Below are 14,917 nucleotides of genomic sequence, written 5' to 3' on the forward strand. Positions count from 1 at the left end.
TGTGGTGAGCCGTGTCGCTCAGGCGGCGACGGTGGTGGCGGTGGTGGACGCGATGAGTTCGGCCGCGGCGGCGGCGAACTGGCGGTGACCGGACGGGCTGGGGTGCAGGCCGTCCTCGGTCCAGGTGCCGGGCAGTTCCCAGTCGGGGCGGGCCGACAGGTCCAGCAGCAGGACGCCGTGGTCGGCGGTGACCCGGGTCATGACCGTGTTGGCGAAGGCGAAACGCTCGCGCAGCAGGCCGCGGAAGTTCTCCGGGACCGGCAGCCGGGCGGGGATATCCGGGTAGTCGGCGGTGAATACCGTTGCGCCCGTGGCACGCAGGGTGCCGAACAGGACGTCGAGGTTGTCCTCGAACGCCGCCGGGTCGAAGGAACTCACGAGGTCGTTGACCCCGCACACCACGCCGTACAGTCCGGCCCGACCGGCCTGCGGCACCTGGTGGCGCAACACGTCACCGGTGGTCGCGCCGTGCACACCCAGATTGCGAATCGCGTTGGGGCGCAAGCCGAGCTGGCCGCCCAGGCGCGACACCCAGCCGCGATACCCACCGGCCGCGGCCGGGTCGCCGCGACCTTCCACGAAGCTGTCACCCAGCGCGATCAGGCCCGGGGCGCTCATAGCGAGGCCTCGGCCTTGGAAATGTGGCGCGCCGCCTCCGGGAAGCCGACCAGCTCGTAGAGCTCGGAGAGCTCCTGCTCGCCGAAGAACTTCTCCGGCGGGTACAGCCCGGCGATCAGGCCGAAGAACTTCTTGATGTAGTCGGGGCTCATGCTGGTCGCGCGGAACACCGAGTCGTAGTACGGGGTCAGGGTCAGCTCCGAGATGCTGAGGGTCAGCTCGTAGGTGCTGGCGCTCTGCGCGTCGCGCTCGCGCTGGTACTCCGGCAGCGTCTCCTCGAAAGGCCGTGCGCCCGACAGGCTCTCGTCGGCCAGATCGGCCAGCAGCTGGGCGTACTTGAAGGAGTCGGTGATGCCCCAGCCGGTGAACGGGTCCTTGTGGTAGCCGGCGTCGCCGACCAGCGCCCAACCCGGGCCGAAGGACTGGCGGCGGTGGTTGTCCGGGTACAGCATGGGCCGGAACGGCTCCACCCGCTTACCCGTATCCCGCAGGCGCGCACCGAGTTCCGGGTCGATCTGCTCCACGATCTCCTGTACGCCCGCATCCGGGTCGGCACGGAACTCGCGGAAGCGATCGCGCTTGCGCATCACCGCCACCAGGTACTGGTCGTCATTGGTCGGCCAGGCCGCGAACTGCTGCTCACCGAAACCGGTGCGGTGGTTCATGCCCCAGTCCAGGCCCTCGTAGTAGGAGTAGTAGACGAAGCACGCCGCCTCCGAACCCTCGTAGACCTGCGCGCCCACCTCCTTGGCCACGATCGAGTTCGCGCCGTCCGCGCCGACCACGAAGCGCGCCCGGAACTCCTGCTCCGGACCGTCGCCGACGCGGCCGCGGATACCGGCGACCCGGTCACCGTCACGCAGCAGGCCGGTCACGGTGAAGCCCTCGATCAGCTCCGCGCCCGCCTCACCGGCGGCGTCGACCAGGATCTTGTCCAGGACCGTGCGGCGGGGGCAGTACACGGCGTCGATGCCGTCGACCGACGGATCGGCCATGCCGCGAATGTCGATGTCGGTGTAGGTGAAGTTCAGGTGCCGCACCGGCGGGCAGCCGGTGGCCACCACGCGGTCGAGCAGACCCCAGGTGTTGAGCAGGCTCAGCCCGGCCTGGTGGATGTAGTGGGTGGAGGGGGTGTCACTGGGGAAGTGGGCGCGATCCACACCCAGCACCCGATAACCCTTGCGCGCCAGCAGCATGGCCAGCGGGGAGCCCGACACGCGGGTACCGACAACGATGACGTCGTACATGCTCAATTCACTTTCGCTTCGTCGAGTAGAGGAGATCGATATCGGCCGAATAGGTTTCCGCGATAGCCGCGCGGCGCAATTTCAGTGACGAGGTCAACAATCCGTTGGCAACGGTGAAATCGCCTGCCACAATCCGGAACTCGCGAATGGATTCCGGGCGGGAGACCAGAGAATTGGCGTCGTCCACGGCGGCCTGGACAACGGTCGCCGGATCGATGCCGGGATGATCACGCTGCCAGCTTTCGGCGCGCTCCGCGTCGAGCGTCACCAGCGCGGTGACGAAGGCCCGGCCCTCCCCCACCACCATGCAGTTGCTGACGAGCGGATGCAGCCGCACCCGGTCCTCCAGCGGTGTGGGCGCGACGTTCTTGCCGCCGGAGGTCACCAGGATCTCCTTCTTGCGCCCGGTGATTCGCAGATAGTCGTCCTCGAGGACGCCGATGTCCCCGGTGTGCAGCCAGCCGTCCGCGTCGACCACCTGCTGCGCACTGGCCGCACCCCAGTAGCCGGGCGAGACGTGCGGGCCGCCGACCAGGACTTCGCCGTCCTCGCCGATGGCCACCGAGGTGCCCGGGATCGGCTTGCCGACGGTGCCGATGCGGTTGGTCTCCGGCGCGCTGACCGTCACCGCGGTCGCCGCCTCGGTCAGGCCGTAGCAGTTGAGGATGACGGTCCCGAAGCCCGCGTAGAACCCGGCGGTCGAATCGTCCAGGGACGCACCGCCGGAGATCACGTAGCGCAGTCGCCCACCCAGCGCCGCCGCCACCGGATCCGCGGAGGCCTCGGGCGCTTCCCCGTTCTCGAGCCGCAGCAGTCCGGTGATCACCGCCTCACGCTCGGTGTCCTCGTCCAGCAGCGAGCGGCAGTGCTTGCGAATCTTCTCCAGCGCGTACGGGATCAGCGCCAGGAAGGTGGGCCGCACCCGGGTCAGCGCCGGGACCAGTTCCGGAATGCCCGGCAGCAGGTGGGTGCGCGCGCCGCCGAAGAGGTTGGCGAACAACATGGTCTGGCCGAACACGTGCGAGAGCGGCAACGCCAGGACGGTGACGCCGTCGAACAGATCGCCGGTCTGGCGCACCGTGTTCGCCGCGGACACGTACATGTTGCGGTGAGTGATCATGCAGCCCTTGGACAAACCCGTGGTGCCGCTGGTGTAGACGATCATGGCCAGGTCGTCGATGCGCACCCGCGCGGTGTAGTCGTCGAGATCCGCGCGGACCGAACCCTCGGCCCAGGCAGTGATCTCGTCGAAGGTCCACACCTCACCGGCCCCGCCATTACGCAGCCGCTGCGCGTCCTGCGCGGTCTCGGCAGCGCTGAAGGCCGCGCCGCTGTCACTCAGGATGTGTTCGATCTGCGCCGCCGACGAGGTCGGATACACCGGCACCACCACCGCGCCGATCGCCAGCACCGCACAATCCAGCACGGCCCAGGCCAGACTCGTGCGGCCCAGGATCGCCACCCGATCCCCGGCCGCGACCCCGCGCCCCAGCAGCACCGAGGCCACCGCCCGCACCTGGGCGTCGAGCCGCGCACAGCTCAGTGGCGTGTCCTCGCCCGCGGCGAGGGTGTCCCGTTCCGGCCGCCGAGCGGCCGCCTCCGCGACGATCGCGTACAAACTCGCGGTGTCGGGGGGCGAGAATCCATTTCCGGTGACGGATCTAGCGATGACAGACGCTGTGTTCACATAATGAATTCTGGTCGGCCGCAATCATTCTCGTCGCCGCCGGTGCGCCGGTCCTACCGCGCGAAAGTCATTGCCTATCGAATCGCCGCGACCGAAACCGGCCGAGCATCATCGAGGGGTGCAGGTTCCGCCGATTCGATGCAATCCAGAAACGCCGCCACCGCGGGATTCGTTTCATCGGTCCGCCACACCGCATACAAATCCAGAGTGGGCACCGGATCCAATAATTTGACCGCCACCGAATTACTGCCCGGCGCACCCATTCCCATCGAAATCGCACGCGGCAGCGACGCGAACCCGACCAGCGGGCGCACCGACACCATGTGCGCGGTTGCCCCCGGATCGTCGGCGTGATGGGCCACGCTCAGGGCGATCCGCGTCTGTGCGGCCGCCCGGAAGATGGTGTCGTACATGGCCGGACACTGCTCACGGGTGAACAGCACACAGTCCTGGCCCTGCAGTTCGGCGAACGGCACGCCCGGCCGATCCGCCCAGCGGTGCCGCCGACCCACCACCGCGACCAGCGGCACCCGGTGTAGCAGGCGGCGATACTGGAACTCCGCGGTCGAGGGATGCCCGTACACCAGGGCGATATCCAGGGATCCGTCCGCGAGCGCGGTGAGCTGCGGCCCGGTCCGCTTCTCCCACAGCGACACCACGATGTCGGGGTGCCGATCGGTCATCCGCACCAGGGTCTCCGGCAGCACATGCCGGCTGGCGGGCAGGTTGTAGCCGATATTGAGGTTGCCCGCCCGGCCCTCCGCGGTGGCCTTGGCCGCCCGCGCGGCCCGATCCATCTGAGCGACGATCTGCCGGGCCTGTAGTTCGAACTCACGTCCGGCCGCGGTCAGCCGCACCTCGTGGGAGTTGCGAGCTACCAGCTGAACTCCAAGGGTTTTCTCGAGCTTCTGCAGCTGAGCACTCAGGCTCGGCTGGGTAAGGTGGAGGCGCTGCGCTGCGCGGCCGAAGTGCAATTCTTCGGCAATGGTGATGAACGAGACTAGATGTCGGAACTCCATGACGCCGGCTCCTTCCGAATACCGGTCACGGTAGCTGGGGCAGGTGAACGGCGATGAATCCCAACCACACAGCCGCTACCGGTTCGGTTGCCTGCCAGTGAATCCCACGCTTCGCAAGGCTCGCTGTGCTGGATTTCAGCTGGTCACCGCTGCCAGGTACACCCCCGTGCAACACCTCGCTGTGATTCCTGTCTCTCAGGAACAAAGCCGGGCATCGGTTCGTTGAAAGTCTACGGTGTCTTCACCGCCACGTCGCGGGGCCGTCACCGGGGGCAATAAATCAGCCGACAACGACCATGTCGTTGTGTCACCATGAAATTCACCGAGATCAATCGACCGCACCGGTCGTGACCAGCAGGAAGGAGGAGACGGCAATGAATCCGGAGTTCCTGCAACAGCATCCGAGCAAGTCGGGACAGCGAGCTTTGCTCGTGGGCGACCCAGAGCGCATCGCCCGCCCCGGCAGCCGTCTCCACGCGCTCGCGTAAAGCGACCCCTTCACACTTCCTGTTCTCTTTCTCTTCACCTCACTTCAACTGTGACACTTCACGCTCTGTCCCTTCACGAAACATGGTGACCCCCATGCTGTTCCGTCATGCAGACCACCCGGAGATAACCACCGACAACTGGATACACAGCGGCGTGCTGCTGCTCAACGCCTCCTACGAGGCGCTGACCACCATCCGCGCCGAACGCGCCGTGGTGCTGCTGCTCAGCGGCGCCGCCGAGCCGGTCACCGACCGGCAGCCACACTTCCCGATCCGCTCCAAGCGGCTCGAGATCGCGCTGCCCGAGACCATCCGGCTCAACCGCTACGTGTACCTCGAGCACCGGATCCTGGTGCACGACGACGACAGCCGCGCCACCCTCGCCGCCGTCCTGCGGCGCGACGAGTACCGCTGCGGGTACTGCAACGGCTGGGCCCGCACCGTAGACCACATCCGCCCGCGGTCCAGGGGCGGCCCCAACACCTGGTCCAACCTGATCGCGGCCTGCGGTCCCTGCAATACCCACAAGGCGAACCGGACTCCCGAGGAGGCCGGGATGCCGCTGCTGTGGGAGCCGAAGGCCCCCAACGACAGAGCCAAGCGGCAGCGTCGGATCTGGAAAGAACTGGCCGCCTCCTGAACTCGAAACATCCCAGCTGCGTGATCGGACACGAAAGGAGCGAGATCCGATGACCAACACTGCACTTCGCGAGCCGACCCTGGCGGATCTGCTCCCCATCTCCGACTCGAAGGACTACTGGCAGCACGCCGCCTGCAAGGGCGACGTCAACCACGAGGCCTGGTTCCCGTACCCCTCGCAGGACTTCGACTACGCGCGCGGCATCTGCGCGGCCTGCCCGATCCGTCGCGAATGCGGCGAGTTCGCGACCGCCACCGGCCAGTCCGGTGTCTGGGGCGGACACGAGTACGACCGCGGTAAGCGCATCCGCGACTGAATGACGACGGCGGTCACTCCCATTCCGGGGGTGGCCGCCGTTCCGGTATGCGCGTAACCGCCTGGCACAGGTGGGTTGGCGGGCGTCAACTTACACTGGTCGATCGTGGGTACTCATCGCTCCGAAGGCGGGTCGCGGGGAGTCAGCAAGGGACCGGTTATCGCGCTCGCCGCGGTACTCGTCCTGGTGCTGGCCGTCGTCGGCTGGGCCTGGCTGTCGAACCGTTCCAAGGAGCGCGACAGCGCCGCGGCCGCCAATTGCGTGGACGGCGTCTCGACCTTGGCGGTCATGGTCGATCCGGACATCGTCACCCAGGTCAAGGCCGCCGCGGACCGCTTCAACGCGACCAACCCGCACGTCCGCGACCACTGCGCCAAGGTCAGCGTGACCGGGCAGCCGTCGGCGGCCGTGGTCGCCGCCTTCGCCGCGGCCAAATGGGACACCGCGCTCGGCCAGCCGCCCGGCCTGTGGATCCCGCAGTCCTCCCGCTCCATCGAGGAGATGCGGATACCGGGCCTGATCGCGGGCAATCCGGCCCCGATCGCGGTCAGCCCCATCTCCCTCGCCGTCCCCGAGAACCTGCGCGCCGCGCTCGAGAAGGCCCAGATCCACTGGTCGGATCTGCCACGGCTGCAACAGGGTTCGCTCGGCGACGTCGGGCTCGGCTCCTGGGGCGGACTGAAACTCGGCCTGCCGGTCGGGGATCCGTCCCTCGCCGTGGCGACCGCGGTGGGCTCGGGCGTCTCCGGTACCGACCCGCTCGACGACAAGGCCGTCGCCACCGGTCAGGTCGTCTCGGCCATTTCGATTCTGGCCGCGAACGCACCCACGACCACCGATACCAACGGTGCGCTCAACGACCTCGCCACGGCCGCCGACCCGGCCAAGTCCCCGCTGCACGCTGTCGCCACCACCGAACAGCAGATCCACGCCCACCCCGGGCTCAGCGGATACCGCCCCGACAATGCCGGACCGATCGCCGACTATCCCGCCGCCCAGCTCACCGGCGGCTGGGTCGATCAGACCCAGAACCTGATCGCGGGACTGTTCTCCGACTTCCTGCGTGCCCCGGAGCAGCAGAAACTGTTCACCGACAACGGTTTCGGCGCGGCACCCCCGGCCGCTGCGGCCGTGCCCGCCAAGGCGGTCCTGGCCAGTGTGTTCAGCATCCTCAACCATCCGGTGCTCGGCGTGCAGGCCACCGTGCTGCTGGATGTCTCCTCCTCCATGGGCACCGCCGAGGGCAACACCACCCGGCTCGCCAATGCCGTTGCGGCCGTGAACTCCACCATGACCGTCATGCCGTCCGGTTTCGGGCTCGGCGTGTGGGAGTACTCCAAGAACCTCGACGGGAACAACCCGTACAAGGTGCTCACCGCCACCGCGCCACTCACCGATGATCAGCGCAATGCCATCGGGCAGGGCCTGACCGGCGTCACCGCGAGCCCTTCGAAACCCGACCGCACCTATCCGACGCTCGAGGCCGCCTACAAGGCCGTACTCGGCAATTACGCGAAGGCCCGCACCAATTCGATCCTGCTGATCACCGACGGGCCCGAGGACGACTCGAGCGTCACCGGCGATCAACTGCTCGCCGATCTCGCCGCGGTGAGCGATCCGGCCAAACCGGTGCGGGTCGACATCATCGTGGTGGGCGGGCCCGGCACCCAGACCCTGGAGACCCTCTCCCAGCGCACCGGAGGCACCTACACCAAGGTTGCCACCACCGCTGACCTGCCGTTCGGCACCGCGGTCTCGCACGCGCTGACCACACCCTGAGCGATAACCGACAAACCGTGCGAAACCGGCCCAAGCAACACGTTGGTATCGCTTTACGCATCCACCAGCAAACAAGTGGCATATTCGGCGAATGGCACACAGTACAGAACCCGACGCCACGTTGAAGCAGGGCTTGGCCGCGGGCACCTCCATCGCGGCCGGCATTCTGCTGTTCGTCATCGGCGTGCTGTCGATCCTGCAGGGCATCTCCGCGGTCGCCGCGGACGACCTGCTGGTCGTCGGCGCGGACTACGTCTACAAGTTGAACACCACCGGCTGGGGCTGGATCCACATCGGCCTCGGCATCATCGAGATCATCGTCGCCATCGGCCTGCTCAAGGGCACCACCTGGGGCCGCACCGCCGCAATCCTGATGGCGGCGCTGTCGATCGTGGAGAACTTCCTCTCGATTCCCTACTACCCGGCCTGGTCGCTGCTGATCATCGCGCTCGACGTGATCGTCATCTGGGCCATCGCCACCTACCGGCCCGTCACGGCCTGACAGTCCAGCAACAGCGCCCCATCCGTCGCGAAGACGGATGGGGCGCTGTGGTTTTCGAGGATCGAGTTAGCCGTGCATCACTCGGCGTAGGCGTCCAGCGGCGGGCAGGAGCAGACCAGGTTGCGATCGCCGTAGGCCCCGTCGATGCGGCGCACCGACGGCCACACCTTCGCGCGGGCGTGCTTCACGCCCTGCGGGTAGACCGCGGTCTCACGGCTGTACGGGTGATTCCATTCGCCGACAAGGCATTCCGCGGTGTGCGGCGCGCCGCGCAGCGGGTTGTCCGCCACCGGCCACACCCCGGCCTCGACCTGATCGATCTCGGCCTTGATCGCCACCATGGCGGCGACGAAGGCGTCGAGCTCCTCGAGGTTCTCGCTCTCGGTGGGCTCCACCATCAGGGTGCCCGCCACCGGGAAGCTCATGGTCGGAGCGTGGAAACCGTAGTCCGCCAACCGCTTCGCCACATCGTCGACGGTGACGCCGGTGCGCTTGGTGATCTCGCGCAGATCCAGGATGCACTCGTGGGCGACCATGCCGTTCTCACCGGTGTAGAGCACCGGGAAGTGCGGATCGAGCTGGCGTGCAAGGTAATTCGCCGACGCGATGGCGGTCAGGGTGGCGCGGCGCAGGCCGTCGGCGCCCATCATCCGGATGTAGGACCAGGTGATCGGCAGGATGGAGGCCGAACCGTACTTGGCCGCCGACACCGCGTGCGACCCGGTCTCGAGCGGATCGCCGGGCAGGTACTGCGCCAGGTGCGCGCGCACCGCGACCGGGCCGACGCCCGGACCGCCGCCGCCGTGCGGGATGCAGAAGGTCTTGTGCAGGTTCAGGTGGCTGACATCGCCGCCGAACTTGCCCGGCCGCGCCAGCCCGACCAGCGCGTTGAGGTTCGCGCCGTCCACGTACACCTGGCCGCCCGCCTCGTGCACCAGGCCGCACAGCTCGGCGACCTCGTGCTCGTAGACGCCGTGCGTGGACGGGTAGGTGATCATGATGCAGGCCAGGCGATCCGCGTGATCGGCGATCTTGGCGCGCAGGTCGTCGAGGTCCACGTCACCGTTCGGGCGGGTCTTGACGACCTCCACCCGCATGCCGACCATGGCCGCCGACGCGGCGTTGGTGCCGTGCGCGCTCGACGGGATCAGACACGTATCCCGGTGCGAGTCACCACGATCCAGGTGGTAGCGGCGAATCGCCAGCAGGCCCGCGTACTCGCCCTGGCTACCGGCGTTGGGCTGCAACGAAACCCGGTCGTAGCCGGTGACCGCGCACAGCCAGCCCTCGAGATCCTCGATCAGCTTGATCAGGCCGGGGGCGTCCTCGACCGGCGCGTACGGGTGCACGCGATTGAAGCCGGGCCAGGTGATGGACTCCATCTCGGCGGCGGCATTGAGCTTCATGGTGCAGGAACCGAGCGGAATCATGCTGCGGTCCAGGGCAATATCCTTGTCCGAGAGCGCACGCAGGTAGCGCAGCATCGCGGTTTCGGTGCGGTACCTGGTGAACGCGGGCGCGGTCAGGAACTCCGAGGTGCGCACCTCGATGTGCGGGCGCTGCTTGCCGTGGAACAGCGCGCCCTCCGGGCCGACCGGGATCTCCGCGCCGAAGCAGTCCAGCACGTCCACCACGTGGGTGTCGGTGGTGACCTCGTCGCAAGCGATCGAGACGTGGTCGGCGTCGACGAGGCGCAGGTTGATGCCACGCCCCTTCGCCTTGGACACAATGGCTTCCGCGCCGCCGGGCACGTTCACCAGCACGGTGTCGAAGAAGCTCTGGTGCACCACGGCGTCACCGAGTCCGGCCGCCAGCCACTGCGCGTGCCCGTGCACCCGCCGCGCCAGCGAACGCAGGCCGTCCGCACCGTGATACGAGGCGTACATGGCGGCCAGGATGGCCAGCAGCACCTGCGCGGTGCAGATATTGGAGGTCGCCTTCTCCCGGCGAATGTGCTGCTCACGTGTCTGCAACGCGAGCCGGTAGGCGAGGCTGCCGTCCGCGTCGACCGAGACGCCGACCAGACGGCCGGGCAGCTGGCGCGCGTGCGCCTCGCGCACCGCGAGGTAACCCGCGTGCGGGCCACCGAAACCCAGCGGCACACCGAAGCGCTGCGAGGTGCCGAAACACGCGTCCGCACCCTGCTCACCGGGCGGGGTGATCAGGGTCAGCGCCAGCAGGTCCGCGCCCACCGCGACCAAAGCGCCACGCTCGTGCGCGGTTTCGATGACCGGAGCCCAATCCACGATCCGGCCCGACGCGCCCGGCTGCTGCACGATCACGCCGAAGAAGTCGCCCTCCGGCAGCACGCCGGTGGACAGATCGGCCTCGACGATCTCGATGCCCAGCGGTTCGGCGCGGGTGGTGAGCAGGGTCCGGGTCTGCGGGAACAGATCGGAGTCGATGAGCAGCCGCTGCGACTTGCTCTTGCGATTGGCCCGCTGCAACAGCGTCATCGCCTCGGCGGCGGCGGTCGCCTCGTCCAGCATGGAGGCGTTGGCGACCTGCATGCCGGTCAGGTCGGCGATCATGGTCTGGAAGTTGAGCAGCGCCTCGAGGCGGCCCTGGCTGATCTCCGGCTGGTAGGGCGTATACGCGGTGTACCAGGCCGGGTTCTCCACCAGGTTGCGCAGCAACACCGGCGGGGTCAGCGTGTCGTAGTAGCCGAGGCCGATCATCGAGGTGGCCACGGTGTTCGAATTCGCCAGTGCCGCAAGCTCGGCGAGGGCCTCGTGCTCGGACAGCGCGTCCGGCAGCACGCTGAGGCCATTGGTCCCGGAGGCATCGAGAATGCTGGCGGGCACCGCCTTGGTGGCGAGTTCGTCCAGCGACTCGACGCCCACGGCGGCCAGGATGCGCGCGGTTTCGCCGCTGTCGGGGCCGATGTGGCGGTCGGCGAACGATCGAGTCCAGATCACGGCTGCTCCAAGGGGGTGGGCGTGGGTCGGCCCGGGGACCGACGATTCGTCTGCCCTCCCCCTCTGTCCTGGGCGCCTGAGAGATTCGCGCCCGGACCTGCCGAGCCCTTTCACCATGGGCGGATGGCTCGCGACCATCACTTTCCAGAGGCGTCGTAACTCCGCACGGTCCCTTGTGCCTGAGAGATTGACGGGGAGGTGCTGCTCCTTCGGCGTCCGAGACTATCCCCGGAACTCTCCCGCACGGCTGCGACGCACTGCCAGTTTAAGCGGCGTCAAGTTACGGCAATGTTGCCTGGGTTGATTTCACACCGGGTTGCCCGGGTTTCGCAGACAGCGAACGCGCGCCACCCGGTGGGCGACGCGCGTTCGAGGAGCGGGAGCTAACCGGTCTTGCGGTTGATCCGGGCCTTGCGACGGAAGGACAGCTCATCCTCCGGACGGTCCGAGGTGGAGCCGAGTTCGGCGCGCTCGGCCGGGAAATTGGCTATGTCACCGGTCAATTCGCGCATGGCGCCACTGACGGCGATACCGAAGACGCCCTGTCCGCCCTGCAGTAAATCGACGACCTCTTCCGGCGAAGAGCACTCGTAGACGGTGGCGCCGTCGGAGAAGAGGGTGATGCCGGCCAGGTCCTGGACGCCGCGGCTGCGCAGGTGATCCACCGCGATGCGGATGTTCTGCAGTGAGATGCCGGCGTCGAGCAGGCGTTTGACGATCTTGAGGACCAGGATGTCCTTGAACGAGTACAGCCGCTGGCTGCCCGATCCGGTGGCGCTGCGAATAGAGGGTACGACCAGCCCGGTGCGGGCCCAGTAGTCCAGTTGACGGTAGGTGATCCCGGCCACCTGGCAAGCGCTGGGCACGCGGTAGCCGACCAGCTCGTCCGGCACCGTGTCATCGGGGAACAGCCCTGGCTGCACCACATCCTTGGATTGCGGATGATCTCCCACTGACTACTCCCTTACTGCCTTGCCTATCAGGGCTTGTGCGTTTCGTCCGGCACAGCATCGACCTGGAGCGTGGCCTGACAATCGAGGCTACTCTCCTGATTGTCGCGGGAAAATCGGCCCGGTTAAAGCTTGGCCGAGCGCGTGTTTCTCACCCTAAACCTGAGGTAGAGACACGGAAATGTCTCTTTTCGAGATCATCGGCAGGTCAGCAGTTGGTCAGCTGTCCGTAGCCTTGAAGTCATCCGGCGAGACCGACTCGAGAAACTCCTTGAACTTCTCGACCTCGTCCTCTTTCTCGTCCGGCATGACGAGCCCGGCCTCCTCGAGCACCGGCTCCTCGGCGTAGATCGGGCAGCCGACGCGCAGCGCGATGGCCACCGAATCCGAGGGGCGCGCGGAGATCCGCAGATCGTTCTCGAAGACCAGATCCGCGTAGAAGGTGCCCTCCTGCAGATCCACGATGCGGACCTCCTTGAGGGTGTGCCCGAGATCCTTGATCAAGATCTTTATCAGGTCGTGGGTCAGCGGCCGAATCGGCGTGACGCCCTCCTGCTCGAGCACGATCGCGGTCGCCTCGGCCTGACCGATCCAGATCGGTAGGTATCTGTCGCCGGACACTTCGCGGAGCAACAGCACGGGCTGGTTCTGTGGCTGTTCGACACGGATGCCGATCACACGCATTTCGCTCACGGCCGTGCCTCGCTGACGCTCAGCCCACCCGTGCGCGAACGCGCGCTGTGTTTGTTGGTTCGCTCGCTTCGCTCACTCACGGCACTGCCTCCCAAATCAACCCAACCGACTGGCGAGCCCTGCCTTCTCCTCAGCCGTATCACCGAGTCTAGGCGAAGATTTCAGCCTCCGAGGGAAGCGCGCACGGAGGTCTTCACCAGGCAGGTGTGCAGTGTCAGCGACAGCGCCGCCAACTCGCGAACCGTCTCCTCGGCGCGGGCGCGGGCATCGGCGTCGCGGCTCTTGGCGATCGGTGCGGCGATCTGCGCGACCATCGCGGCCTCACGATCGGCGGCAAGTTTGAAGGCGCGCAAATGCCTTGCCTCCAAACCGAATTCGCTCAGGGCCCGGGCGGTACGGGCGAGCGTGACGGCGTCGCCGTCGAAATAGCCTGCCGCGCCGGGCGTGATCAGATTGGCGCGGATCAGTTCGGTCAGGAACTTCTCGTCGATCCCGGCCTGCTCGAGCAGATCCGCACGGGTGATGCGGATTTCGTGATCGAAGCGCAGCTCTTCGGGGGAAACCTCACCGGGCACGACACCCAGCCTCCGCAACCGGGCATTTCCATTGGCCGCCACGGCATCTGTCGAATCGGGCACGACGCCTCCCACGGCGTTCGCCCGGGCCCGGGCTTCCCGGACCCCGAGCGTCGCCGCCCCACTGTCGATCGCTTCGAGCTGTTCCTTGATCACCTTCAACGGCAGGTACTGATCCCGCTGTGCGGTCAGCACGAAGCGCAGGCGCTCGACGTCCGCCACGTGGAAACGGCGGTACCCCGAGGGCGTGCGCTCCGGGCTGATCAGACCCTCCGATTCCAGGAATCGGATCTTGGAGATGGTGATGTCCGGAAAATCCGGACGCAGCAAATCCAGCACGGAGCCGATCGACATCCCTCCGCGCGTCCACTGCGCTGCGCCTGTCATTCCGCTCGGCCCTATAGAGTGCCCGCCGCCTCGCTGGAAGCGGGGCGAGGACCGGTCAGGAACACCAAGCGGAACTTACCGATCTGAACCTCGTCACCGTTCTGCAGTTCAGAGGAGTCCACCGGTTCCCGGTTCACGTAGGTGCCGTTGAGGCTGCCCACATCGACGACCTGGAAGGTGTCGTCGTCCTGACGGAACTCCGCGTGGCGACGGCTGACGGTGACATCGTCAAGGAAGATGTCGCTGTCGGGATGACGTCCCGCGGAGGTGGTGGGCTGGTCCAACAGGAAGCGCGAACCGGCGTTCGGGCCCCGCTTGACCACCAGCAGGGCCGCGCCCTGGGGCAGCCCCTCGACTCCCTGCACCGGCTGCTCGCCGGTCTGCTCGGTGCGCGACGTGTCGACCTCGTTCAGGAAATCGGCGCGGAACACCGAAGTGGTCTCTGCTGCCGTCTCCTGGTAACCCGGGTCCTTGTTCTCGCTCACCCTTGCTCTCCTCCTCGAACCGAATAATCCATGCAAGCAATTGATGCCTTCAGCGATGCGGCTACCGGCCACTTCCCGCCTCGGACAGGCCCCGATTTTCCGGGCACCGGCTGCGCGCACTTCTGTTGGCATTGACCGTACCCTGCCAGGGCGTACCCGTGCAGGTAGAACTGTGAAGGCTGACTCAGCCTCCGATAACTCCTTGATAACCTGCGGCATCGAGCAGCTTGGACAGCGCTGCGTCGAGTGCTTCGGCGGAGTCGACCTCGATCTCGAAAAGCCAGCCGTCGCCGTACGCGTCGGAGTTGACCGTCTCCGGCTCGGCGTCCAGAACCTCGTTGATGGCAACGACTTTCCCGGCCAGCGGAGCGTAGATGTCCGACACGCTCTTGGTGGATTCGATCTCGGCGATGCTGTCGCCGCTGGCGACCTCCTGATCCGGCGCCGGCAGCTGTACGAACACGACGTCACCGAGCTGGGACTGCGCGTAATCGGTGATTCCCACCCGCACCCGGGTCGGACCGACCTTGCTGATCCATTCGTGTTCTTCCGAGTAGCGCAAATCCTCGGGTACTGCGGTCACTGGCAGCGTCCTTTCAACAGGCGTTCCTCT

14 protein-coding genes and 1 riboswitch are annotated in these 14,917 nt (G+C 67.0%); of the genes, 4 read left to right on the forward strand and 10 right to left on the reverse strand.

From position 1 onward, the window contains the following. Nucleotides 1-18: 18 nt before the first annotated feature. From OG300_RS15335 to OG300_RS15350, 4 genes are all read right to left on the reverse strand, one after another. Nucleotides 19-618, reverse strand: coding sequence for an SGNH/GDSL hydrolase family protein (locus tag OG300_RS15335; RefSeq protein WP_405496406.1), 600 nt, complete (start codon nucleotides 616-618; stop codon nucleotides 19-21). Next, a complete protein-coding gene (locus OG300_RS15340) occupies nucleotides 615-1,865 on the reverse strand; it encodes an NAD(P)/FAD-dependent oxidoreductase (protein WP_405496408.1) in 1,251 nt (416 codons plus the stop codon). Before OG300_RS15340 ends, OG300_RS15335 begins: the two co-directional genes overlap by 4 nt. Before the next feature lie 7 nt (nucleotides 1,866-1,872). Beyond that, entirely contained in the window at nucleotides 1,873-3,552 is a 1,680-nt protein-coding gene (locus OG300_RS15345; protein ID WP_405496410.1) for an AMP-dependent synthetase/ligase, read from the reverse strand. A gap of 74 nt (nucleotides 3,553-3,626) precedes the next feature. Beyond that, nucleotides 3,627-4,571, reverse strand: coding sequence for a LysR family transcriptional regulator (locus OG300_RS15350; RefSeq protein WP_405496412.1), 945 nt, complete (start codon nucleotides 4,569-4,571; stop codon nucleotides 3,627-3,629). A 582-nt stretch (nucleotides 4,572-5,153) separates the two neighbouring features. Between OG300_RS15350 and OG300_RS15355 the strand changes: the two genes are divergently transcribed. The 4 genes from OG300_RS15355 (at nucleotide 5,154) to OG300_RS15370 (ending at nucleotide 8,296) form a co-directional block, all read left to right on the forward strand. Next, nucleotides 5,154-5,699, forward strand: coding sequence for an HNH endonuclease (locus OG300_RS15355; RefSeq protein ID WP_405496414.1), 546 nt, complete (start codon nucleotides 5,154-5,156; stop codon nucleotides 5,697-5,699). A gap of 49 nt (nucleotides 5,700-5,748) precedes the next feature. Further along, nucleotides 5,749-6,015, forward strand: coding sequence for a WhiB family transcriptional regulator (locus OG300_RS15360; RefSeq protein ID WP_405496416.1), 267 nt, complete (start codon nucleotides 5,749-5,751; stop codon nucleotides 6,013-6,015). A 105-nt stretch (nucleotides 6,016-6,120) separates the two neighbouring features. Further along, nucleotides 6,121-7,794 carry a substrate-binding domain-containing protein gene (locus OG300_RS15365; RefSeq protein WP_405496418.1) on the forward strand — a complete coding sequence of 558 codons (1,674 nt, stop codon included), beginning with the start codon at nucleotides 6,121-6,123 and terminating at the stop codon, nucleotides 7,792-7,794. Between the two features lie 91 nt (nucleotides 7,795-7,885). Beyond that, the gene (locus tag OG300_RS15370; protein WP_405496420.1) at nucleotides 7,886-8,296 is read left to right on the forward strand and encodes a hypothetical protein; all 411 of its coding nucleotides are present in this window, start codon (nucleotides 7,886-7,888) and stop codon (nucleotides 8,294-8,296) included. Nucleotides 8,297-8,373: 77 nt separating this feature from the next. Here the strand turns inward: OG300_RS15370 and gcvP are convergent, their stop codons facing one another. The 6 genes from gcvP to gcvH form a co-directional block, all read right to left on the reverse strand. Further along, complete coding sequence (gene gcvP, locus OG300_RS15375; RefSeq protein ID WP_405496422.1) at nucleotides 8,374-11,214, reverse strand: aminomethyl-transferring glycine dehydrogenase; 2,841 nt, start codon at nucleotides 11,212-11,214, stop codon at nucleotides 8,374-8,376. 156 nt (nucleotides 11,215-11,370) lie between these two features. Then, nucleotides 11,371-11,466: riboswitch (glycine riboswitch) on the reverse strand. A 131-nt stretch (nucleotides 11,467-11,597) separates the two neighbouring features. Next, nucleotides 11,598-12,167: a MerR family transcriptional regulator gene (locus OG300_RS15380; RefSeq protein WP_405496424.1), complete on the reverse strand. Its 570-nt coding sequence runs from the start codon at nucleotides 12,165-12,167 to the stop codon at nucleotides 11,598-11,600. Nucleotides 12,168-12,383: 216 nt separating this feature from the next. After that, nucleotides 12,384-12,857, reverse strand: coding sequence for a bifunctional nuclease family protein (locus OG300_RS15385; protein ID WP_067822294.1), 474 nt, complete (start codon nucleotides 12,855-12,857; stop codon nucleotides 12,384-12,386). A 161-nt stretch (nucleotides 12,858-13,018) separates the two neighbouring features. After that, a complete protein-coding gene (locus OG300_RS15390; protein ID WP_405496427.1) occupies nucleotides 13,019-13,786 on the reverse strand; it encodes a MerR family transcriptional regulator in 768 nt (255 codons plus the stop codon). Nucleotides 13,787-13,830: 44 nt separating this feature from the next. After that, entirely contained in the window at nucleotides 13,831-14,304 is a 474-nt protein-coding gene (locus OG300_RS15395; RefSeq protein WP_405496429.1) for an FHA domain-containing protein, read from the reverse strand. A 184-nt stretch (nucleotides 14,305-14,488) separates the two neighbouring features. After that, nucleotides 14,489-14,893: a glycine cleavage system protein GcvH gene (gcvH, locus tag OG300_RS15400; protein WP_405498563.1), complete on the reverse strand. Its 405-nt coding sequence runs from the start codon at nucleotides 14,891-14,893 to the stop codon at nucleotides 14,489-14,491. Between the last annotated feature and the right edge of the window lie 24 nt (nucleotides 14,894-14,917).

Origin of the sequence: Nocardia sp. NBC_00511 (genome assembly GCF_045161165.1) — a bacterium.
GTDB lineage: Bacteria > Actinomycetota > Actinomycetes > Mycobacteriales > Mycobacteriaceae > Nocardia.